This window comes from Saccharothrix espanaensis DSM 44229 (genome assembly GCF_000328705.1).
Taxonomy (GTDB): domain Bacteria; phylum Actinomycetota; class Actinomycetes; order Mycobacteriales; family Pseudonocardiaceae; genus Actinosynnema; species Actinosynnema espanaense.
The window spans coordinates 8,596,395-8,616,874 of sequence record NC_019673.1; the positions used below are offsets into that span (position 1 = coordinate 8,596,395).

The 20,480-nt window shown below is 71.0% G+C and carries 20 protein-coding genes and 2 pseudogenes; 16 read left to right on the top strand and 6 right to left on the bottom strand.

Annotation, left to right across the window (positions count from 1 at the left end):
• Positions 1-11: 11 nt before the first annotated feature.
• Positions 12-581, top strand: a complete 570-nt coding sequence (locus BN6_RS37620; RefSeq protein WP_015105111.1) for an HhH-GPD-type base excision DNA repair protein — start codon at positions 12-14, stop codon at positions 579-581.
• Between the two features lie 24 nt (positions 582-605).
• On the opposite strand, the gene BN6_RS46310 is transcribed toward BN6_RS37620, so the two are convergent.
• The gene (locus BN6_RS46310; RefSeq protein ID WP_231905473.1) at positions 606-1,457 is read right to left on the bottom strand and encodes an SLATT domain-containing protein; all 852 of its coding nucleotides are present in this window, start codon (positions 1,455-1,457) and stop codon (positions 606-608) included.
• A 115-nt stretch (positions 1,458-1,572) separates the two neighbouring features.
• Between BN6_RS46310 and BN6_RS37625 the strand changes: the two are divergent.
• The 4 genes and pseudogenes from BN6_RS37625 to BN6_RS37645 all read left to right on the top strand — a co-directional run.
• A pseudogene (locus tag BN6_RS37625) lies at positions 1,573-2,070 on the top strand (HhH-GPD-type base excision DNA repair protein); the annotation flags it as partial.
• A 151-nt stretch (positions 2,071-2,221) separates the two neighbouring features.
• Positions 2,222-2,350, top strand: coding sequence for a hypothetical protein (locus tag BN6_RS49885; RefSeq protein WP_269454305.1), 129 nt, complete (start codon positions 2,222-2,224; stop codon positions 2,348-2,350).
• A 90-nt stretch (positions 2,351-2,440) separates the two neighbouring features.
• On the top strand, positions 2,441-3,655 hold the full coding sequence (locus tag BN6_RS46315; protein WP_015105115.1) for a P-loop NTPase family protein: 1,215 nt from the start codon (positions 2,441-2,443) through the stop codon (positions 3,653-3,655).
• Between the two features lie 71 nt (positions 3,656-3,726).
• The gene (locus BN6_RS37645; RefSeq protein WP_015105116.1) at positions 3,727-5,316 is read left to right on the top strand and encodes a serine/threonine-protein kinase; all 1,590 of its coding nucleotides are present in this window, start codon (positions 3,727-3,729) and stop codon (positions 5,314-5,316) included.
• Here BN6_RS37645 and BN6_RS37650 read toward each other — a convergent pair.
• Positions 5,250-6,449, bottom strand: coding sequence for an MFS transporter (locus tag BN6_RS37650; RefSeq protein ID WP_015105117.1), 1,200 nt, complete (start codon positions 6,447-6,449; stop codon positions 5,250-5,252). The genes BN6_RS37645 and BN6_RS37650 overlap by 67 nt on opposite strands.
• Before the next feature lie 80 nt (positions 6,450-6,529).
• Between BN6_RS37650 and BN6_RS37655 the strand changes: the two genes are divergently transcribed.
• The 6 genes from BN6_RS37655 (at position 6,530) to BN6_RS37680 (ending at position 10,174) form a co-directional block, all read left to right on the top strand.
• Entirely contained in the window at positions 6,530-6,844 is a 315-nt protein-coding gene (locus tag BN6_RS37655; protein WP_041315502.1) for an ArsR/SmtB family transcription factor, read from the top strand.
• 128 nt (positions 6,845-6,972) lie between these two features.
• On the top strand, positions 6,973-7,686 hold the full coding sequence (locus tag BN6_RS37660) for an ABC transporter permease (protein ID WP_148303166.1): 714 nt from the start codon (positions 6,973-6,975) through the stop codon (positions 7,684-7,686).
• On the top strand, positions 7,679-8,476 hold the full coding sequence (locus BN6_RS37665; RefSeq protein WP_015105120.1) for an ABC transporter permease: 798 nt from the start codon (positions 7,679-7,681) through the stop codon (positions 8,474-8,476). The genes BN6_RS37660 and BN6_RS37665 overlap by 8 nt, the downstream gene beginning before the upstream one ends.
• The gene (locus BN6_RS37670; RefSeq protein WP_015105121.1) at positions 8,473-9,429 is read left to right on the top strand and encodes an ABC transporter ATP-binding protein; all 957 of its coding nucleotides are present in this window, start codon (positions 8,473-8,475) and stop codon (positions 9,427-9,429) included. Before BN6_RS37665 ends, BN6_RS37670 begins: the two co-directional genes overlap by 4 nt.
• Positions 9,430-9,471: 42 nt before the next feature.
• Complete coding sequence (locus tag BN6_RS37675) at positions 9,472-9,867, top strand: bacteriophage spanin2 family protein (RefSeq protein WP_015105122.1); 396 nt, start codon at positions 9,472-9,474, stop codon at positions 9,865-9,867.
• A gap of 115 nt (positions 9,868-9,982) precedes the next feature.
• Positions 9,983-10,174 (top strand): DUF1918 domain-containing protein, encoded by a 192-nt coding sequence (locus BN6_RS37680; RefSeq protein ID WP_015105123.1) that lies wholly within the window; start codon positions 9,983-9,985, stop codon positions 10,172-10,174.
• Here BN6_RS37680 and BN6_RS37685 read toward each other — a convergent pair.
• Positions 10,171-10,962 carry a TetR/AcrR family transcriptional regulator gene (locus BN6_RS37685; protein ID WP_015105124.1) on the bottom strand — a complete coding sequence of 264 codons (792 nt, stop codon included), beginning with the start codon at positions 10,960-10,962 and terminating at the stop codon, positions 10,171-10,173. The two genes, BN6_RS37680 and BN6_RS37685, sit on opposite strands and share 4 nt — an antisense overlap.
• A 79-nt stretch (positions 10,963-11,041) precedes the next feature.
• Between BN6_RS37685 and BN6_RS37690 the strand changes: the two genes are divergently transcribed.
• Complete coding sequence (locus BN6_RS37690) at positions 11,042-11,947, top strand: NAD-dependent epimerase/dehydratase family protein (protein WP_015105125.1); 906 nt, start codon at positions 11,042-11,044, stop codon at positions 11,945-11,947.
• A 3-nt stretch (positions 11,948-11,950) separates the two neighbouring features.
• Here the strand turns inward: BN6_RS37690 and BN6_RS37695 are convergent, their stop codons facing one another.
• Together BN6_RS37695 and BN6_RS37700 are read right to left on the bottom strand one after the other, a co-directional pair.
• Complete coding sequence (locus BN6_RS37695) at positions 11,951-12,766, bottom strand: inositol monophosphatase family protein (protein ID WP_231904848.1); 816 nt, start codon at positions 12,764-12,766, stop codon at positions 11,951-11,953.
• Positions 12,767-12,829: 63 nt separating this feature from the next.
• A complete protein-coding gene (locus BN6_RS37700; RefSeq protein WP_015105127.1) occupies positions 12,830-13,819 on the bottom strand; it encodes a malate dehydrogenase in 990 nt (329 codons plus the stop codon).
• Between the two features lie 166 nt (positions 13,820-13,985).
• Between BN6_RS37700 and BN6_RS37705 the strand changes: the two genes are divergently transcribed.
• The 4 genes and pseudogenes from BN6_RS37705 (at position 13,986) to BN6_RS48290 (ending at position 17,668) form a co-directional block, all read left to right on the top strand.
• The gene (locus BN6_RS37705) at positions 13,986-14,579 is read left to right on the top strand and encodes a pentapeptide repeat-containing protein (protein WP_015105128.1); all 594 of its coding nucleotides are present in this window, start codon (positions 13,986-13,988) and stop codon (positions 14,577-14,579) included.
• Between the two features lie 512 nt (positions 14,580-15,091).
• Positions 15,092-15,487 (top strand): annotated as a pseudogene (locus BN6_RS49385) (ATP-binding cassette domain-containing protein); the annotation flags it as partial.
• A 334-nt stretch (positions 15,488-15,821) separates the two neighbouring features.
• A complete protein-coding gene (locus tag BN6_RS48285) occupies positions 15,822-17,057 on the top strand; it encodes a hypothetical protein (protein ID WP_197540222.1) in 1,236 nt (411 codons plus the stop codon).
• Positions 17,054-17,668: a hypothetical protein gene (locus BN6_RS48290; RefSeq protein ID WP_197540432.1), complete on the top strand. Its 615-nt coding sequence runs from the start codon at positions 17,054-17,056 to the stop codon at positions 17,666-17,668. Before BN6_RS48285 ends, BN6_RS48290 begins: the two co-directional genes overlap by 4 nt.
• Before the next feature lie 39 nt (positions 17,669-17,707).
• Here the strand turns inward: BN6_RS48290 and BN6_RS37730 are convergent, their stop codons facing one another.
• Entirely contained in the window at positions 17,708-20,428 is a 2,721-nt protein-coding gene (locus BN6_RS37730; RefSeq protein WP_041319369.1) for a glycohydrolase toxin TNT-related protein, read from the bottom strand.
• Positions 20,429-20,480 lie beyond the last annotated feature (52 nt).

The window sequence follows — 20,480 nt, forward strand, 5'->3', positions numbered from 1 at the left end:
TCCTTTCCGCCATGAGCCCAAAGCTGTGCCTCGCCCAGGACCCGGAAGCTGACGAACTGCTCTCCAACAGTCCTCTCGCGTTGCTATTCGGAATGCTGCTAGATCAACAAATTCCAATGGAAAAGGCGTTCAAGGGACCGAAGGTGATCGCGGACCGCATGGGCGAACTGAGCGTGCATCGGATCGCCGAGGCGAGCGAAGAGGAGTTCGCCGCCGTCATGTCCGAGGTGCCTGCCGTGCACCGCTTTCCTGGATCGATGGGCAAGCGACTCCAAACCCTGGCGCAATACCTTATCGAGCACTACGACGGCGACCCCAAAGTCATCTGGACCCGCGACGAGCCTGACGGCAAGACCGTGTTGAAACGCTTGAAAGCGCTGCCTGGATATGGCGACCAGAAGGCCCGCATCTTCCTTGCACTTCTGGGCAAGCAGTTGGGGATCCAGCCTGACGGGTGGCGTGAGGCGGCCGGAGACTACGGAGACGAAGGTGCTCGGCGCAGTGTCGCCGACGTGAGGGACAGAGCGACATTGAGCGAGGTGCGAGAATTCAAGAAGGCCGCGAAAGCCGCGGCGAAGTGACTCAACAAAGTTTCCACTGAGCCTTCACGATCGTCCATCGGTAGCCCCAGGCGATTGCTCTAGTTGCAACTCCCTCTTACGCTGCTCTTCCTTGAGCTTTTCGACGTTCTCGGCATACTTCCTTAGACGTCCCATCTCAGCCTCCTCGCCATCCTGATCATCAATGCCGTCAACAATCTGGTACTCGCCAATTCGAAACTGAACAGCATTATAGTTCCGCTCGATGTCATCAGCTGTAGACTGCTCATTGTATCCACGCTCCCGAAACTTAAAATACCCGGTAAGCCCTGCAGAGATGCTCACCAGAGCAGTAATCACGGTCGCGTACCAGCGAATATCAGGAAGTTCACCCACAAGCGCCGTCATGGTGGAGCCGACGATGGAGCCAGCAATAACGAAGCCCTGAAAAGAATTATGGACGCCACGATTGCGAGTCGCATTTTTACGGAACTGCTCGACGAGGTCCAGGGAAGACTCACGATAGATACGCAGGGCTTCAACAGACTCGACCGGCACCCTGGAAGCCAAAGAGTGTTTGACGTGCAGGAGCTGACGGGCCTCAAAGTTCAGATCCACCAGCTCCGGCCGCTTCTTTATCAAGACAGTGGATGCGGCCACAGTAGAAACAACTACAGCGACAAGCCCGAAGACTCGAAGGGTATTCGGATCGGATTGCCAGAAAGCCAGGATGCCGCTGTAACCCAGCAACAAAACAGCGACAACACTAGACAATAACCAAACATAGTGCAGACGCCGTGCACCTCTGGCCGCCCGCAACGAGTCGACCTTCAACTCCAGGTCACGTGCAGCAGCACGGTGCCGCTCATCCACCGGGACGGATTCGTCGGCATAGGCCGACCTGTCAGCCGACTCCATACTAGTCACTCGACCCCCTTGTCCGGCCAGAATGCTAGCGAAAGGCCCACCGAGCCGTGGGCGAAACTACTGCGCCATCCGAGCGAACTAAAACATACATCCAGCAGTGTGTTGCGACCAGCAGATTCCGATGGAAAAGGCGTTCAAGGGGCCCAAGGTGATTGCCGACCGCATGGGTGGCGAGTTGGACGTGCGCCGGGTCGCGGAGGCTGGTGACGAGGAGTTCGCCGCCGTCATGGCCGAGGTGCCCGCGGTGCATCGGTTTCCAGGTTCCATGGGGAAGCGGTTGCAGGTGTTGGCGCGGTACCTCATCGAGCACTACGACGGGGATGCCTCGGCTGTCTGGACTCGGGACGCTCCCGACGGGAAGACGGTGTTGAAGCGGCTCAAGGCGTTGCCTGGTTACGGGGACCAGAAGGCCCGGATCTTCCTGGCGCTGTTGGGCAAGCAGCTCGGGGTGCGGCCGGACGGGTGGCGGGAGGCTGCTGGGGCCTACGGCGAGGACGGGGCTCGGCGGAGTGTGGCCGATGTTCGGGACAAGGTGTCGTTGGGGGAGGTCCGGGAGTTCAAGAAGGCTGCCAAGGCCGCGGCCAAGGCGGATGGGGCTGAATGAGGACGGGTGAATGTATCGGGTTTGCAGGTAATGCGTTTCTGCGGGTTTGAGGATCTGTAACGGCACTGTCGTGCGCACCGATGCACGGACCAAGCGAACGGATGTTCGCCGGAGGAATTCCGTGCACGCCCCGAACCGGCTGGGTGGGTGGGTGCGATTGATGTTCGACCCGATGAACCAGCTCAAGAAAGTCATGGAACGCTTGCGCAAGGACAACCCCCACGTGAGCGAAGACCAGTGGGCGGGCACCGAGCGGGCCTTGCAGAAGAAGATGGACTAGGCGCCGCCGCCCACCATCGCCCTGATCGGACTGGCCGGGGTCGGCAAATTCGAGCACACCGGACGACGGGGCAGCATCATCGTCTACGACATGCCCGGCCTCGGCGAGAACTTCGTCGCCGACGAACGGCACTACGCCACCTACTTCGACACCCTCCCCAAGGTCGACGTGGCCATCTGGGTCATCGAGGCACCCAGCCGGACCATCTCGCCCATCGAGGTGGCGTTGCGCAGGCTCCGCCAACTGGGCGGTTCCGCCCTCATCGACAAGATCGTGTTCGCGGCGAACAAGATCGACCGCAGCCACCCCGGCGAAACGGCCTGGGTCAAGCAGGCGAACATCCCCAGCCCCGAGCAGGAGGCGACCATCGGCCTCTACTCGACGTTCCTGGAGAAGGCCCTGGGCTCGGAGATCCCGCACGCGGGCAAGAGCATCGTCTGCTATTCCGCGACCCGGCGGTACAACCTGGAGACGCTGATGGAGAAGGTCGGCGCCCACGCGCCGGACGACCGCGCGTGGCTCCTCGGCCGGGTCGCCGACTTCAAGGAACTGGTCGACCCGCGGCTGCTCAAGTGGGTCGAGTCGACACGCCGGCCGTCGACCAGCGGGGGGGTGAACCATTACCTACGAGATGTCGCCGGGCGAACCGGAGTGGAACGAGGTCGCCGACCGCCTCTCCGAATTCATGTCCAAGATGAGCGCCGGCGACGCCCGCCGGCCGGCCGCCGACGAACTGTCGTTCAAGAAGTTCTGCTTCGTCGCGGTCCAGTCCATCGCCGAGGTGCTCGGTTACACCGTCAAGAACATCGAGGAATTCGTCCGGGACATGGGCTACGCCGTGCAGCAGGGGTGGCACCGCGGCATCGACCGCGCTCGGGCGAGCTGGTTGCGGCCGTGATCGGGTCCGAGACCTTCCTGCCGCTGCCATTCCCCGAATGCCCCTCCTGCCGCTCGTCGTGGGAAACGTCGCGGCGCAGCCCGTGCGGTGGCGACCTGGAGGTGCAGCCGATTTCCCGGTCGGGGAGGTGCGGGCGTTGCGGGCAACGGTGGGACATCATGTCGTCCGCGTTCCACTGCTCCTGCGGCCACGAGTTCTCCGCCGCCGACGTCCACGGCGCGATCGACCGGTTGCTGGATATGTGCCGTCGGCTGGTCAACATCCTGGAGAACAGGGCGCGAGCCAACGACTACTTCACCACGCGGTCCCAGGCGAGCCTGCGCGGGTTCGTGGCGAGTTGTCTGGGCAGCCTGGGTGAAGCCGCCGGGTTCGTCATCGGGAAACTGCTCGGCAAGCTCCTCATCTGAACACGGGGACGTGGGCGTGCGGGCCGGCGAGGGTGGCCGGGAGTGTCGGTCGGCCGGGTTAGAGTCGCCGCGTGCAGTTGCCGGGATTGGCCGATCTCACGCCGTTGGGCCAGGGCGGGTTCGCCACCGTCTACCGGGCCCGCCAGGTCCAGTTGGGGCGGGACGTCGCCGTCAAGGTCGACAACCGGGTCCTGCAGACCGAGCGGGACCGGCGGCGGTTCCTGCGGGAAGCCCAGGCCGCAGCCCGGTTGTCGGGGCACCCGCACGTGGTGTCCGTACACGACGCCAACTTCACCCCGCAGGGCACGCCGTACCTCGTCATGGAGCTGTGCACGGGCGGGTCGCTGGCCGACCTGATCCGGCGGGACGGGCCGTTGCCCGCCGAGCGGGTCCGGCAGATCGGGGTCCAGCTCGCCGACGCGCTGGCCGCCGCGCACGCGGAAGGCGTGCTGCACCGCGACATCAAGCCCGGCAACATCCTGCTCGACCGGTACGGGACGGCGAAGCTCGCCGATTTCGGCCTCGCCGCGCTCCTGGACGCCGAGGGCAGCTCCACGGTCACCCGCGACGCGTTGAGCCCCAGCTACGCCTCGCCCGAAGCGTTCGCGATGGCCAAGCCGACACCGGCCGCGGACGTCTACTCGCTCGCCGCCACGCTGTACGACCTGCTGGCGGGCAAGCCGCCCCGGCCGGTGCCGTGGCCCATCGAGTCGTTCGACCACCTCGGCGAGGTGCTGCGGTCACCGGTTCCGCTGGTGGCGGGCGTCCCCCAAGACCTGCATGACACGATCGTCCGCGCGCTCGTCCCGGACATCTCGTACCGGACGGGGAGCGCCGCCCAGCTGCGCGACGAGTTGAAGGGCGTGGCGCACGGGTACGCGCCGAGCACGCCACCGCAGCACGCGCCCCCGCCGCAGGTCCTGGCCCCTCAGCACGGGTCCCAGCAGCCGGTTTCCGGGCCGTTGCCGGCGGTGCGGTCGGGGCCGCCGCACGGGGGCGGGTACCAGCAGTCCGGACCGCCGCAGCACCAGCAGTCCGGACCGGCGCAGCACCAGCAGCAGTACCAGCAGCACTCCGGGCCGCCGGTCCAGTACGCGAACTCCGGGCCGCTCACGCCGCGGCGCAAGCCGTGGGCGCTGGTCGCGGTCGTCGCGGTGTCGGCGGTCGTCGTGGCCGGCGGGACCTGGTGGGTGATCAAGGAGAACACCGGCCAGAACGCCGCGCAGAACAACGCCGGCAAGAGCAACGCGGCGTCCGCCGGGGAGGCGCTGGAGACCGTGCCGCCCCGGCTCAAGGTCTGCGGCTCGGGCTACTGCATGGCCGAGCCCACCTGCTACCACGGCATCACGTCGATCGGCGGGCAGGCGGCGTCGGCCCGGCGCGCGGGCGACTGCTCGACCCCGCACCGCTGGGAGGCGTTCTCCGGCGGCTGGCTGTCCGGCGCGATCCCCCAGGTCGACAACGACGAGCTGGTCAAGGCACCCGAGGTGAAGAACGTGTGCACGGCCGAGGCGATGAAGGCCAACACCCGCCCGGCCGTGGACACGTCGACGTGGGAGATCTCCGCCGTGGCGTTCAGCGACGGGGACCGCAGCTACTTCCACTGCTTCGCCAAGGAACCCGGCGCGGGTGAGGTCACCACCAGCGCCTTCGGGTCCTGAGCCGGTCGGAGCGCGAACACCAGCAGCACCAGGGCGACCACGGCCAGGGACGCGGCGATGGGGGCCAGCGGCAGCAGGCCGACCCAGCTGATCACCAGGCCGCCGAGCACCCCGGACAGGCCCACGCCCAGGTAGATCGCGGACGCGTTGAGCGAGAGCAGCAGGCCGCTGTTGGCGGGCGCCAGCTCGATCAGCCACGACTGGATCGGCGGGTTCGCCGACCACGTCAACGCGCCCCACACGAACAGCGCCACCGCCGCGCCGACGACCGTGGTCATGGTCAGCGGCAGGGTGGCCAGCACGACGGTGAAGGAGCCGAAGATCGCCACCAGCAGCTTCCTGGTGTCGAACCGGTCCGAGAGCCGGCCGCCGGCCCAGTTGCCGAACGCGCCGCCGACGCCGTACGCGACCAGGAGCAGGCTGACCGCCAGACCTTCCACGTGCGCGGTCGCGGTGAGCAGGGGGGCGATGTAGTTGAACACCGCGAACACCGACAGGCAGGCGAGCACGGTCAGCGCGAGCACCATGACCACCCGGCGGTCGGCGGCCGGGGCGAACCGCTCGCGCAGGCCGACCGCGGGCGGCGCGTCGACGGTCGGCAGGCCGAGCCGGACGGCGACGGCGGCCAGCGCGGTGACCGCGGCGATCAGCCCGAACACGCCCTGGTAGCCGAGCGGCTCACCGAGCAGGTTGCCCGCCGGCACCCCCAGGACCAGCGAGAACGTCAACCCGCCGAATACCAGCGCGACGGCGCGGCCCCGGTGTTCCGGCGGGCTGAGCACGGTCGCCACGAGCACCGCGCCGGGCGTGTAGACGGCCGCGCCGAGCGCGCTGACCACGCGGGCGGCCAGCAGCAGCGGGTAGTTCGGGGCGAGGGCGGCGGCCAGGTTGCCGACCGCCGACACGGCCAGCGCGGCGACCAGCAGGGTCCGCCGCTCCCACCGGCCGGTGAGGGCGGCGAGCAGCGGGGACGACACGGCGTAGGCGATGGCGAACGCGGTCAGCAGTTGGCCCGCCGTGGCGTGCGTGACGTCGAGCTCCCGGCTCACGGCGGGCAGGACGCCGGAGACGATGTACCCGCTCGTGCCGATGGCGAACGCCCCGGCGGTGAGCAGGTGGGTGCGGCCGGACATGTGATCGATTCCCCCGATCGAATGATGGTTCGATGGAAACCGTACTACGAGGATCATCAAACTTCGATAGCTCTCGTACTATGGGCGGCATGCAGACGCTCCCCCACCCCGCGCGCGACGAGATCCGGATCGAGGCCGTGCTGCACGCGCTGGCCGACCCGGTGCGGCTGCACATCGTCCGCGAGCTGGCGCAGTGCCCGGACGGCGTCTCGTGCGGGGTGATGGACCTCGGCATCAGCCCCTCCACCCTGACCCACCACGTGCGCACGCTCCGCGAAGCGGGCGTGGTGTTCGTCCGGCCGCGCGGCACCTCCCGGATCAGCAGCCTGCGCCGGGACGACCTCGACGCGCTGTACCCGGGGCTGTTGAACGGCGTGCTCGCCGCGCCCCGCTGAGGCGAAAGCCCGCCGGGAAACGCGGCGCCGAAAATGGTTTGCGCCCATTCCTAGGGTAGTAAGACGTGCGTGTTTACGGGCAGCTTGCGCTCGCCGGATTCCGCCGTTACTCCACCTATCGACAAGCGATGTTCGCCGGCCTCGTCGCGAACACCACCTTCGGCCTGCTGCGCACCGCGGTGATGGTCGCGGTGGTGGGCGCGGCGCCCAAGGCCGGCTACGACGTGCCCGCGGCCGTCGCCTACGTGTGGGTCGGCCAGGGGCTGATGGCGTTCGTGCAGCTCTGGGGCGACAACACGCTGGCCGAACGGGTCAGCACCGGTGACGTGGTCGTCGACCTCTACCGGCCGTGGCACCTGCAGGCGGCGCTGTTCGCCACCGACGTCGGCCGCGCCGGGTACTCGGTCGCGGTCCGGTTCGTGCCACCGGTCGTGATCGGCGCGCTCATCTTCCCCTTCCAGTGGCCCGAACCGGCCGCGTGGCCGGTGTTCGCGCTCAGCGCGCTGCTGGCGCTCGCGGTCAGCTTCGGCGTGCGGTTCCTGTTGAACGCCAGCACGTTCTGGTTGCTGGACAACCGGGGCGTGATGAGCCTCTGGGCCGTCACGTCCAGCGTCCTGTGCGGCTTGGCGCTGCCGCTGGGGTTCTTCCCGGACTGGGCGCGGACCCTGTTGTGGGCCACGCCGTTCCCGGCGATCATCCAGGGGCCGATCGACGTCTGGATGGGCCACGGTCCACAGTGGACCATCTTGGCCCATCAGGCTTTCTGGGCCGTCGTTCTGTTCGCCCTCGGGCACGTGGTGCTCGGCCGCGCGGTGCGCAAGGTGGTGGTGCAGGGTGGGTGAGCGCATCTACCCGAGGCTGATCGCCGCACGGCTGCGCGGTCAGATGTCCTACCGGGCCTCGTTCCTGCTGTACTGCGTGTCGCAGGCGCTCGCGCAGGGCTCCGAGCTGGTCGTGATCCTGGTGCTGTTCACCCAGGTCGACTCGCTGGGCGGGTTCGCCGCGACCGAGGTCGTGCTGATGTACGCGATCTCGTCGGTGGCGTTCGGGATCGCCGACACCGTCGCGGGGCAGCTCAACAACCTGCCGCAGTACATCCGGACCGGGCGGTTCGACGTGCTGCTGGTGCGCCCCCTGGGAACCCTGCCGCAGATCGTGGTGTCCGACGTCCGGCTGCACCGGCTCGGAAGGGTCGTCACGGGGCTCGTCGCGTTGGTGTTCGCCCTGTCGCACAACGACATCGCGTGGTCGCCCTGGACGGCGCTGCTGGTCGTCGTGGCACCGTTCGCGGGCGCGGTGATCTTCGGCGCGGTGTGGGTGGCGGCCTGCGCGGTCTGCTTCTGGTTGGTGGAGGGGCACGAGATGGTGAACAGCGTGACCTACGGCAGCAACGCGTTCACCTCCTACCCGACCACCGTCTACTCGGGCTGGCTGCGCCGGATCATGGCGTTCGTGATCCCCGGCGCGTTCGTCGCCTACTACCCCGCCCTCGCGCTGCTGGACCGCCCGGACCCGTTGGGCGGCCCCGCTCTCCTGGGCTGGGTCTCGCCTCTCGTCGCACTCGCCGCCGCCGGCGCGGCCGGGCTGGTGTGGCGCTTCGCCGTTCGCCACTACCGAGGGACCGGGTCATGATCGAAGTGCGCGACCTGCGCCGCGAGTTCAGCGTGACGAGCAAGACCGGCCGGTTCCGGCGCACCCGGCGGACCGTGGTCGCGGTCGACGCGGTGAGCTTCGACGTCGCCGCCGGCGAGGCGGTCGGCTACGTCGGGCCGAACGGGGCCGGGAAGTCCACCACCATCAAGATGCTCACCGGGATCCTGGTGCCGACCTCCGGGCACGTCCGGGTGTCCGGCGTCGACCCGTCCCGGTCGCGGCGCGAGCTGGCCCGCCGGATCGGCGTGGTGTTCGGGCAGCGCAGCCAGCTCTGGTGGGACCTGCCGCTGCGGGACAGCTTCGACCTGCTGCGCGCGATCTACCGGGTGCCGGCGGCGGAGTTCGCGCGCCGGCTGGAGGAGTGCACCGGCCTGCTGGAGCTGGCCCCGTTCCTGGACACCCCGGTCCGGCAGCTCTCGCTGGGCCAGCGGATGCGCGGCGAGGTGACCGCGGCCCTGCTGCACGGCCCGGAGCTGCTGGTGCTCGACGAGCCGACGATCGGGCTCGACCTGGAGTCCAAGGAGCGGCTGCGCGAGTTCCTCGCCGAGCTGAACACCGCGCGCGGCACCACGCTGCTGCTCACCACGCACGACCTGGACGACATCGAGCGGCTGTGCCCGAGGCTGGTGGTGATCGACCGCGGCACGGTGCTGGCCGACGGCCCGCTGGAGGAGCTGCGGTCCGAGGTCGCGCCGGAACGGGTGCTGGTGGTCGACCTGGAGACGCCCACCGCCCCGCTGGAGGGGTTGCCGGGCGTGGTCTCGGTCCGGGTGGAATTGGCCGGACTGCGACAGCACCTCACTTTCCGCCGCGCCGAAACCACCGCGGCGGCATTGATTTCCGCCGTCGCGACCCGGGCCGACGTGCACGATCTGGTGGTGGAGGAACCGGAGATAGACGATGTGGTGCGCCGCTTGTACGCGCGTCGGTAGAGTCGGACGAAACGGTCACGTTTTCCCACCCGAGGAGTAGTCATGCGCGCAGGTCGCCCCATCGCCATCACCCTGCTGGCCCTGGGTCTCGTCGGCGCGATGTCCGCCTGCGGGGCCGTGCAGGAGGCGTCCAACGCGGCCAACCAGGCCGGACAGGCGTTCGACAAGGTCAAGCTGTGCACGGACGCGATCGCGCTGGCCGGCTACACGCCGAGCGCGACCGACCCGCAGAAGGCCGTGGACGAGACCAAGGCCAAGGCCGACGAGCTGGGCAAGCTGGCCGAGAAGGCGGGCGACGCGACGCTCAAGGACGCCATCACCGGCGTCTCGGACACGATGTCCAACGTGACCCTGTCGGACCTCGACCCGACCAAGTTCGCGGACTGGACGCAGAAGAAGCTGGACCAGGTCGCGAAGCTGTCCGCCGCCTGCGGCTGACGCCCGTTCCCGGCGGGTCGGGCCCCGTCGCGCGCGATGGTCGTGCCGAGCGGAAGTGCCAGGCTGTCGGTACCTTCGGAACAGTCCTACGCTGGACGCACCGGAGGTGTTGGAAATGCACGCTATAGCCGGCGACCGGTTGCACGTCCACAGCCGCGCGGTGGGTCTCGACGAGCGGGTCGGCGAGATCCTCGAAGTGCGCGGCCGGGAAGGTGCGCCGCCGTACCTGGTCCGCTTCTCCGACGGTCACGAGGGCCTGGTCTACCCCGGCCCGGACAGCCTGGTGGAACCCCGCCGGGGCGACTAGTCGCCGCGGAGCAGTGAGTCGACCTCGGCGCGGTAGAGCAGCGCCGGGTCGAACCCCATCGGGCCGAACTGGCCCGACACCTCCAGGCTGAGCACGCCGTGCAGCCTGGTGAACGCCCGCAGGGCGGTGAGCAGCACGGCGGGGTCGACCTCGCCCTCACCCCGGGACCGGGCCCAGGCCACCAGCTGTCCGTCCAGTCCGGACGGTTCCGCGACCGGCACGGCGGACGGACCGGCAGGCGGTTCCGCGACCGGCGCGGCGGACGCGCCGGCAGCCGGCATGGCGGACGCGCCGGCAGGCGGTACTGCGGACGGGTCGGCAGGCGGTTCGGCGGGCCGCGCGGACGGGTCGGCGTGCGCCTCGGTCAGCACGCCGATGAACGCGCTCATCGTGCGGTGGGCGAGCGCGATGGTGTCGTGCGGCGCGTGGTAGCCGGGCACCGGCGAGCCGAACAGCAGCAGGTAGCGGTGCGGTTGACCGATCGCCCAGTCCCGGAACGCCTGGCCGAACCCGTGCACGCGTTCGCGCGGCGGGTGGCCCGCGGTGCGCCGCACCGACGCCTCGACCGCCTCCGCGAGGTCCCGCCAGGCGTCCCGGATCAGCTCGTTGAGCAGGTCGACCCGGTTCTTGAAGTACCGGTAGAGCGCCGGGCCGGTGACGCCCATGCGCTTGGCGATGGCGTTGACCGAGACGCCGTCCACGCCGAGTTCGGCCAGCTGCTCCAGCGCGATGCGCTTGGCCTCGTCCCTCGTCTCCTCGCGGTACCGCTCACGCCGGGTCGTGGTCACGTCCAACCTCCCTTGACAAAGACACTCTAACTTGTGTTAGAACTTCTAACGTCAGTAAGAGGCAATCAGGGGAGCTGTCATGACGGTGGTCGTGCTGGGCGCGGGTCGGGGCATCGGGCGGGAGATCGCCCGGCAGGTGGCGGCCGACGGGCGGGAGGTCCGCGGCGTCTCGCGCTCCGGGGGCGTGCCCGACGGTGTCGAGGACGTACGGGCCGACCTGCTCGACCGGGAGGCCGCCGTGAAGGCCGTGCGCGGCGCGTCCGTGGTGCACCTCGCGGCGAACGTGCCGTACCCGTCGTGGGCGGACACCCTGCCGACGCTGTTCGACAACGCCGTCGCCGCCGCCGAGTCGGCCGGGGCGAAGCTCGTGCTGGCGGACAACCTGTACGCGTACGGGCCGGTGTCCGGACCGTTGACCGAGGACACGCCGGAACGCCCGGTCGGGCCGAAGGAGAAGCTGCGCAGCGCGCTGGGCAAGCGTTTGCGGCAGGCGTCCGTGCCGGTCGTGCTGGCCCGCTCCAGCGACTACTACGGGCCCGGCGGCGTCGGGTCGCTGGCGGGCGAGCTCCTGCTCAAGCCGATGGCGCTGGGCAAGCGGGCGATGTGGTTCGGGCCGCTGGACGTGCCGCACACCTTCGCCTACCTCGGCGACACCGCCCGCGCCCAGGTCGTGCTGGGCGACGACCCCCGCGCGGACGGCCGGGTCTGGCACACGCCGGCCGCCGAGACGCTGACCGTGCGCGAGTTCGTCGCCCTGGCCGGGCGGGTGCTGGGCACCCGGGGCCAGCCGCGCCGGCTGCCCAAGGCGACCGTCACCCTCGTGTCGCTGTTCGACAAGCGGCTGCGCGGCGCGGGCGAGCTGTCCCACCAGCAGACCGAGCCGTGGGTGGTGGACCACTCGGCGTTCGAGGACACCTTCGGGCCGCTGCCCGTCACGCCGCACGAGGAGGCGATCGCCCGGACCGCCGAGTGGTACCGGGGGTAGCCCTCAGCCCAGGATCGTGGCGATCAGCTCGTCGGCCAGTTCCGGCGTCGCGGCGGCGATGCCCGACCAGCGGCGGGTCAGGTCCAGGTCGAACTCCACCGGCCGGCCGCGCAGGTCCAGCAGCACGCCGCCCGCCGCCGGGACGGTGACCAGGGCGGCGATCAGGTCCATCAGCCGGTGGGTGTCCGAGCCCGGGTCGGCGAACGCGTCCACCGAGCCCTCCGCCACCAGCATCGTCTCCAGGCACGTCGTGCACAGGATGCGGATCCGGTCGGCGGCGCTCGCCACCCGCGTCCACGCCTCCTCGGTGCCGCGCTTCGGGCGCATCATGCAGATCGACGCGCCCCGCAGCCGGGTTCGGCCGGACGTGCGGAACGGGGTCGGCCGGCCCGCCTTCGCCGACCACGCCCGACCGGTGTCGAACCAGACCGTCAGCGCCTCAATCGGCACGGTGTCGATCACCAGCGCCCCGGCGAAGCACGACAGCGGGACGCCCATGGCCGCGTTCGCCGAACCGTCCACCGGGTCGACCACCAGCGTCGCGGCCGAGCCGTGGTCCACGAAACCGGCCTCCTCGGACAGCAGGTTCACGCCCGACGCCTCGGCGGCCTCCACGATCGCGCCCTCCACCAGCGCGTCGACCCGCATGGTCGGGGTGCCGTCCGCGCCGTCGGCGACCTCCTCGCGCAGCTCGGCGCGGGTGTGCAGCTGCCGGGCCTCCTGGTAGGCGCGGGCGGCGGCCCGCGCGGCGGCGGCCAGCGCCGGGTGGACGTCTTGGGACAGCTGGGGTTCGCCGACGGGCCACGGGTTCTTCGTCACCCTTGAGAACATGCCACGGGGGAGCCCCCGGTGTGGAGGCTCCCCCGTCGTAGTGCGGACGGACTAGATGAGGCCGAGACCCCGGACCGCGTCGCGCTCCTCGACCAGCTCGGCCACCGAGGCGTCGATGCGGGCGCGGGAGAACTCGTCGATCTCCAGGCCCTGCACGATCTCGTACCTGCCGTCCTTGGCCGTGACCGGGAACGACGAGATGAGGCCCTCGGGCACGCCGTACGAGCCGTCCGACACGACCGCGGCCGACGTCCAGTCGCCCTCGTCGGTGCCGTTGACCCAGGTGTGCACGTGGTCGATGGCCGCGTTCGCCGCCGACGCCGCCGACGACGCGCCGCGCGCCTCGATGATCGCCGCGCCGCGCTTGGCCACGGTCGGGATGAAGTCGTTCTCCAGCCAGGACTGGTCGTTCACGGCCTCGGCCGCGATCCGGCCGCCGACCTCGGCGTGGAACAGGTCGGGGTACTGGGTGGCCGAGTGGTTGCCCCAGATGGTGAGCTTCCTGATGTCGGTCACCGCGACGCCGAGCTTCTTGGCAAGCTGCGACAGCGCCCGGTTGTGGTCCAGGCGGGTCATCGCGGTGAACCGCTCGGCCGGGACGTCCGGCGCGTGCTGCTGCGCGATGAGCGCGTTGGTGTTGGCCGGGTTGCCGACCACCAGCACGCGCACGTCGTCCGCCGCGCCCGCGTTGATCGCCTCGCCCTGCGGCTTGAAGATGCCGCCGTTGGCCTCCAGCAGGTCGCCGCGCTCCATGCCCTTGCTGCGCGGGCGCGCGCCGACCAGCAGGGCGACGTTCACGCCGTCGAACGCCGTCTTGGCGTCGTCGGTGATGTCGATGCCGGACAGCAGCGGGAACGCGCAGTCGTCCAACTCCATCGCGGTGCCCTCGGCGGCCTTCACGGCCTGCGGGATCTCCAGCAGGCGCAGGCGGACCGGCACGTCGGGGCCGAGCAGGTGGCCGGAGGCGATGCGGAACAGCAGTGCGTAGCCGATCTGGCCGGCCGCACCGGTGACGGTGACGTTCACGGGCGTGCGGGTCATGAGCCTTCCCGAATGACGATCGAACTGGCTTCAGTCCTCGGGCACGACCACTAGGCAGGCTGCACCTGTCAGCGGCGGTCTCTACTCCGGGACCGGCGCACCGGGCGGGTTGCCCGACGCGGTGAGGTTACCAACCGTTGAACGATGACAAGGTGTGACAGTGGACATGGACATCATCGAAGCCGACGAGGACTACAGCGACGCCGTGCTGGCCGGACAGCGGTGGGAGGGGCGGTCGTTCCTGCGGTGCGACTTCACCGAAGCCGACCTGAGGGGGCTGGTGACCTCGGGGTGCACGTTCACCGAGTGCAAGTTCGACCGGACCGACCTGGGTGACTCTTCGCACACCGCCGCCGCGTTCCGCTCGTGCCGGTTCGACCGGGCGGTGCTGGCCGCGGCGGCGTTCCGGTCGAGCACGCTGCTCGGGTCGGTGTTCGTGGAGTGCGGGCTGCGGACCGTGCTGCTGGAGGAGACCGACCTCACGCTGGTCGGCCTGTCCGGCGCGCTGCTGCGCAAGGCGGCGCTGCGGGGGTTGCGGTTGCGGGAGGCCAACCTGGAGGGTGCCGACCTGCGCGACGCGGACCTGCGCGACGCCGACCTGACCGGCGCGCGGCTGCGCGCGGCCAAGTTCGAGGGCGCCGACCTGCGCGGGGCGCGGCTGGGCGCGGACGGACTGGTCGCCGCCGACCTGCGCGGGGCGCGCATCGACGTGGACACCGCCATCGCCTTCGCCGCCGCACACGGCCTGCGGGTGGACTGAGCATTCGGGCTGACGCAATACCGGGCCGGAGGTGAAATTTTCACCTCCGGCGCGCGCGACGGCTCCGGCGACAGGCTCGCCCAGGCTCGACGCGAATCGGGAATCGGGAATCGGGAATCACCCGACTGCCCAGAAGCGTCTGCCACGCCTGAATTGACCGGCGAAACTCCCCGCTGCCATCGACCGGCACGTTCCAGAAGATCACCTGCGCGGCTTTCGTGAGACCACCCGAAAGGTGCCTAACGTGAGTCGGACATGGGGGGTTCGATCGGTCAAAGCCTGCGCAGCTGTTTCTGCACCGAGTCTGGTGGTCGCCGGCGCGATTGCGGCCGCAGAGGTCGCCTTCAGCTCCACCGCGTGGAGCGACGAGGCATGTGGACTCGGTGCCGAAAACCCGTACGGTGGAATGTGATCACATCGAATCCGGGCGGGTCAACCGCTGCTGATTCGTGAACCGCGGTGCGGCGCGCGCTGCGTGCCGCACCGCGCTTTCGATGGCGGTCGAGAGGGATATGCGAATCACTGTGGACCAGGTCCGGTTCTCCTACGGGCGCACGTCCGTGCTGCGCGGGGTGGACTGGGCCATCGAGGCGGGCGTCACCGGGTTGCTCGGGCCCAACGGGGCCGGCAAGACCACGTTGCTCAACCTGCTCCTGGGGCTGACCAAGCCCGACGCGGGCACGATCTCCGTCGACGGCGCGGGCAGCCCGTCCGTCGGGTTCATGCCCCAGCGGTTCTCGTTGGCCGGGGAGATGCGAGTGGTGGACACCGTTGCCTACGCGGCCTGGGTGAACGGCTTGCCGCGCAAGGAGTGCGTCGGTGCCGCCGAGGCCGCGCTGGCCGCGGTGCGGCTGGAGGACCGGGCCGGGGAGCGGGTGCGGGCGCTGTCGGGCGGGCAGCGGCAGCGGGTGGGGTTGGCCGCCGCGTTGGCGCACGAGCCGGACGTGGTCGTGCTCGACGAGCCGACCGTGGGGCTGGATCCCGGCCAGCGGCTGGGGTTGCGGGAGATCATCGCCGAACCGGGGCGGACCCGGACCGTGCTGCTGTCCACCCACCTCATCGAGGACATCTCCCACCTGTGCCGCAAGGTGGGCGTGCCGGCCGACGGGCGGCTGATCTTCGACGGCACGGGCGAGGAGCCGGCCGACCTGATCACCACCACCGGCGACGAGCGCGGCGGGGTGCTCGGCTCCGACTTCGAACGGGCCTACTACGCCCTGGTCGAACGGCTCGGTGGTGTCCGTGACCGAGTTCCGGCCGCGCGTGTTCTGGCCGCTGAGCGCGTGGCTCTACGTGCTGCCCGGGGTGGCGGTCGGCCTCGTCGCCTTCGCCGCCACCCTGCCGACACTGGCCTGGCCGTACCAGGACTGGGTCATCACCTCCGCCGAGTTCCACCAGCAGAACGCCTACGCCGCGCCGATCGCCGCCGGTCTCGCCGCCGTCGTCGCGGGCCGGCTGACGCCGCCGACCCGGATCTACGCGCAACCGATCTCGGCGCGGGCCGGGTGGGGTGTGGTCGGGCCGCACCTGGCGCGGTTGGTCGGGACGGTGCTCGTCGGCTACCTGCTCGGGTTGACGCCGTTGACCCTGGTGACCACGACGGACGCGGAGCACGGCGGCTTCGACCTGGCGGTCGCGCTGACCAGGCTGCTCGGGCTGACGGCCGCGACGGTCGTCGGCTACCTGGTGGGCGTGCTGGGCCGGACCTCCCTCGTCGCGCCGGTCGCCGTGGTGCTGCTGTTCGCGGCGTCGATCGCGGGGTCGACCAGCGACACGTTCTCCGCGCTCGCCCCGGTGCTGCACTTCGTACCCGGCGTCGGCTCCGACGCGCGCTGGTCGTTCGTGCTCTACCGGCTCGCCTTCCTGACGGTCCTGGTCGTCGCGGCGGCCTGGGCTGCGGCGGAACTGCTGCGCGCGCACCGCGCCGGGGCGGCCCCGGCGGCCCGCGCGCTGCTGCCGCTGCTCGCACCGGTCGCGCTCGCGGTGCCGCCGTTGCTGATCACCCCCGCCCTGTACGCACTGGACGACGCGCCGCCGAAGGTGTGCGAGGTCCGCGCCGGCGTCGAGTACCGCGTGCACGAAGGGCACCGCAGCGAACTGGCCGGGATGGTGACGGCCGTGGGAGGCGTGTTCGAGACGTTCGGCTCGTCCGGGCCCGCCCGGCGGGTCTACGACCAGGCGCTCGCCGGGGTGGGCGGCGACGACGTGCTGTGGTACTCGATCAAGCCCGACAACCCGGTCGACAGCGGACGGGTGGACGTCGCGGCGGCGCCGGCCGGGGCCACCTCGTGCCCCTCGACGGCGGCGGAGGGCCGGGAGGTCGCGAACGACCTCTACACGTGGCTGATGGCCGCGGGCGAACCGGCGGAGGGCTTCGCGTTCCACGGCGTGCCCGCCGAGCGGGTGCGGGCGTGGATCGCCGAGCACCGGGACGAGATCCGGACGTGCGCGCCGACCGGGGCGGAGGTGCCCCGGTGATGCTGCGGATCGTGCTCGCCTCCCGGTCGGCGCGGCTGGTGGCCGTCGTGCCCGTGCTGCTCGCACTGCCCGGCCTCGCGCTGGGCAACCGGGGCATCAGCATCGAGATGGCCCCGCTGCGGCCGGCGAACCTGCTGCCCTACCCGGAGCTGTGCGGCGTGCTGACCGCGATCGTGGTGACCACGCTGGTCCGGCCCCGGTTCTGGGAGTGGGACCGGGTCGGGACGCGGCGGGCGGCGCTGGTCTCCGGTGCCGCAGCGACCTCGGCGCTGGTCCTGCCGCTGCTGGTGATGGCGGTCGGCGCGACCAGGGTGTCCGAGGGCGCGCCGTGGCTGTGGTCGCTGTCCAACGTGCTGGTGTACAGCGCGGCGGTGGTGGGACTGGCCCCGTTCGTCGGGGTCGGGCTCGCGGGCGGAATCGTGCTGGTGGGGTACTTCGGCGTCGGGGTGCTGAACAACGCCGAGCCGGCGGTCGGCGCGCTGCTGCCCGTCGCGACCTACGCCGAGCCGACCGGGAACTGGGTGGTGGCGGTCGGCCTCGCCGTCCTCGCCGTGGCCGCGCACGTGCGCACCCGTGGCGTGACGGCGTGGGCCCACCGCCTCAACCCGTGACGATCGGTTCGCCCCTGGACGTCGGTCGGCCCGGGGAGGTCAGTGGGGTGCCTCCTGGTTCGCGACCTCCACCAGGGCACCGTCGGCCAGCATGTCCTCCACGGACTTCGGCATCAGGTAGGCGGTGCCGCCGCCGGGCTGCTCGAACCACGGCACGGCCACGCCGGTCAGCACCTCGACCGCGCGGCGCAGGCGGTAGACCCGGTAAGGGCGGTTGATCCACGACGGCACCAGCGAGCGCTCCGCGAACGGGGTTCCCGCCGCGTAGACCAGGTTGCCGGCGCCGTCGCCGAAGCGGTCGACCTCCATGCCCACCGGGAGTTCCACCATCTGCTTGTGGCGGAACAGGGTGAGCGGCGGCTCGCCGTTCATCGGGGTGATCGGCCAGCTGCGGGACTTGGGCGGCTGCTCCGGGCGTTCCGGTGCGGCCTGGCGGCGGTCGTCGCGGAACCCGTTGATCGCCGGCGGGCGCGGCTCCTCGCGGAAGCCCTCGGCGGCCGGGCGGGTCTGCTGCTCGTCCCGGAAGCCCTCGGCCTGCGGGCGCGGGGGTTCTTCGCGGAAGCCCTCGGCCGGCTGCGGACCCGACTGCGGACCCGGCTGCGGGCCCGATGGCGGACCCGACTGCGGGCGCGGCGGCTGGGAGCGGGGCGGGGGCGGCGGCAGCGGGCGCGGTGCCCGGCGGCCGGTGAGGACGAGCTTGCCGATCAGGTAGGCGGCGGCGTCCTCGAGCCGCTCGAAGCGGAGCGGGTCGGTGGGGCCGTGGTCGAACCAGGCCACCTCCCAGTCCGGGCCCTCGGTGCGCAGCACCCACGTGCGGTCGGCCGGGTCGCCGAAGCGGTACGCGGCGGGCGGCACGTCGAGCTCGTCCAGTGCCCGGCGGACGCCGGTCAGCTCGCGCTCCTCGTCCTGGGTGACCTGCCGGGTCTCGACCGCCACCGGCTCGTGGTCGGGCTCGTGGTCCTGCTCGTGCCCGTGGTGCTGCTCGTAATCGTGCCCGTGGTCGTGGTGCTGCTCGTGGTGCTGCTCGTGGTCGTCGTAGTGCTCGTCCACGAACTGCGGGCGGGCCTGCGGCTGCTCCTCGAACCGGTGCTCCTCGAACTGCGCCCGGTCCTCGAAGCGGGGCTGGTCCTCGAAGCGGGGCTGGTCGGCGAACTGCTGCGGGCGGTCGAATGCGGGCTGCTCGGGGAACAGCTCCTCCTGGTCCACCTCGAACCCGGCGGTGCGCTCGCCGGGGCCCGCCTCGGGCCCGGCCCGCACGACCGGCACGTCCGCCAGGTCCGGGTCGTCCTCGGTCGGCTCCTCCACGGCGGGCCCGTCGACGTCCTCGGCGGCCTCGTCCGCGAACGGGCTCCACGCCTGCGTGTCGCCCGGCCCGACCTCCGGGGCCGTCCCGTCCTCCCGGTCGTAGGTGGTGACCGGCGCGAACAGGTCCATGCCGTCCACGTAGGACTCGCGCCGGTACCGGTCGTCGATGACCGGGCCGTCCTCCTCGAACCGCACCCGGTACGGCGGGCCCTCCTGGGCGTACTCCACCACGTCGGACTTCAGCTCGGTCAGGTTCGCGGTCTCCTCCGCGGCGGAGGGCGCGCCGGCGTGGTCGGGCTCGTCGTCGCCGAGCAGCACGGGCAGCGGGGCGGCGACCGTCGCGCCCACCTCGACCGGCGCGTCCTGCTCCGCGAACGCCGGCTCCTCGTACCGCCGACCGTCGAACTCCGGGTCCTGGAAATTCCGGTCTGCGAACTCCGGGTCTGCGAACTCCGGGTCCTGGGACCGCGGGTCCTGGGACTGCGCGGAGTCGAACTCCCGGCCCTCGAACGCGGCACCGTCGAACTTCGCGGTCTCGAACTCCGCGCCCGCGTAGGCCCGGCCGAACGCCTCGGGCTCGGGCACCTCGGCCACCGGCAGCGCGGTGTCGCGGGGCGCGGCGGGCGCGCCCAGGTTCGCGGCGGCGGCGACCCGGGCGTCCTCGGACACCTCGGGCAGCTCGTAGTCGGTCGCCTTGGCCCGCTCCACCAACTCCGGCTCGGGCGGCACGCCGTACGCGCGCAGGTAGTAGCCGACCGCGGCGGGCCAGATCCAGTGGCCGTCGGTCTGGAACGCCACCGGCACCACGGCGGGCGCGTCCGGGTTGAGCACGTCGGCGTCGAAACCCCGGCCGACCACCGCGACCGGCGCGCGGTCCAGGTAGTCCAGCAGCAGGTCGCGCTCGGTCTCCGGCACCGGCGGCCGGTTCACCGAGGGCCGGCCGCCGGGGCCCGCGCCGTCGAACACCCGGGCCGTGCGGAACCCGCGCGGCGGCTGCGGGGGCGGCGGGGGCGGCGGCACCGGGGCCTGCGCCAGCCTGCGGCGCAGCCAGTCCGGCACGTTCTCGTCCGTGCGCGGGAAGAACCGCATCTCGTCCACGTACGCCTGCGGCGGCGGTGGCGCCTGCCACGCGGGCTCCGCGCGGTCGAAGTCCAGGTTGTAGCTGGACGGGTGGTCGAGCTGGTAGCGGGCGTTGGACCAGCTGCCGCGACCCTCCCGGTACATGCCCGCGCGCAGGCGTGCGAACAGCGCCGCCACGTCCTGCGGCGGGGACCAGACGCGCATGGTGCCGTCGGCCGAGCGCACCTCGGCGACCAGTTCGGCGTACCGACCGGTCGCCCGGTACTCCGCGGTCACGTGCCGCCAGTCTTCCGGTGCGGCGCGCATCAGCGTCAGGCCGATCTGCTTGACCAGCGCGTCCTGCTCGGTCGGGTTCAACGGCTTCGGCTCGGACACGTGCAACATCTTCCCCCGCGACTCCCCGTGGCCGCACGTGACCCCGCTGCGC

Coding starts and splice junctions, on each gene's coding strand:
- BN6_RS37670 (WP_015105121.1), top strand. CDS start 8,473: ATGATCGAAGTGCGCGACCTGCGCCGCGAGTTCAGCGTGACGAGCAAG.
- BN6_RS37655 (WP_041315502.1), top strand. CDS start 6,530: ATGGGCGGCATGCAGACGCTCCCCCACCCCGCGCGCGACGAGATCCGG.
- BN6_RS46315 (WP_015105115.1), top strand. CDS start 2,441: ATGCCCGGCCTCGGCGAGAACTTCGTCGCCGACGAACGGCACTACGCC.
- BN6_RS37680 (WP_015105123.1), top strand. CDS start 9,983: ATGCACGCTATAGCCGGCGACCGGTTGCACGTCCACAGCCGCGCGGTG.
- BN6_RS37660 (WP_148303166.1), top strand. CDS start 6,973: ATGTTCGCCGGCCTCGTCGCGAACACCACCTTCGGCCTGCTGCGCACC.
- BN6_RS37690 (WP_015105125.1), top strand. CDS start 11,042: ATGACGGTGGTCGTGCTGGGCGCGGGTCGGGGCATCGGGCGGGAGATC.
- BN6_RS37705 (WP_015105128.1), top strand. CDS start 13,986: ATGGACATCATCGAAGCCGACGAGGACTACAGCGACGCCGTGCTGGCC.
- BN6_RS37700 (WP_015105127.1), bottom strand. CDS start 13,819: ATGACCCGCACGCCCGTGAACGTCACCGTCACCGGTGCGGCCGGCCAG.
- BN6_RS37675 (WP_015105122.1), top strand. CDS start 9,472: ATGCGCGCAGGTCGCCCCATCGCCATCACCCTGCTGGCCCTGGGTCTC.
- BN6_RS37650 (WP_015105117.1), bottom strand. CDS start 6,449: ATGTCCGGCCGCACCCACCTGCTCACCGCCGGGGCGTTCGCCATCGGC.
- BN6_RS46310 (WP_231905473.1), bottom strand. CDS start 1,457: ATGGAGTCGGCTGACAGGTCGGCCTATGCCGACGAATCCGTCCCGGTG.
- BN6_RS37620 (WP_015105111.1), top strand. CDS start 12: ATGAGCCCAAAGCTGTGCCTCGCCCAGGACCCGGAAGCTGACGAACTG.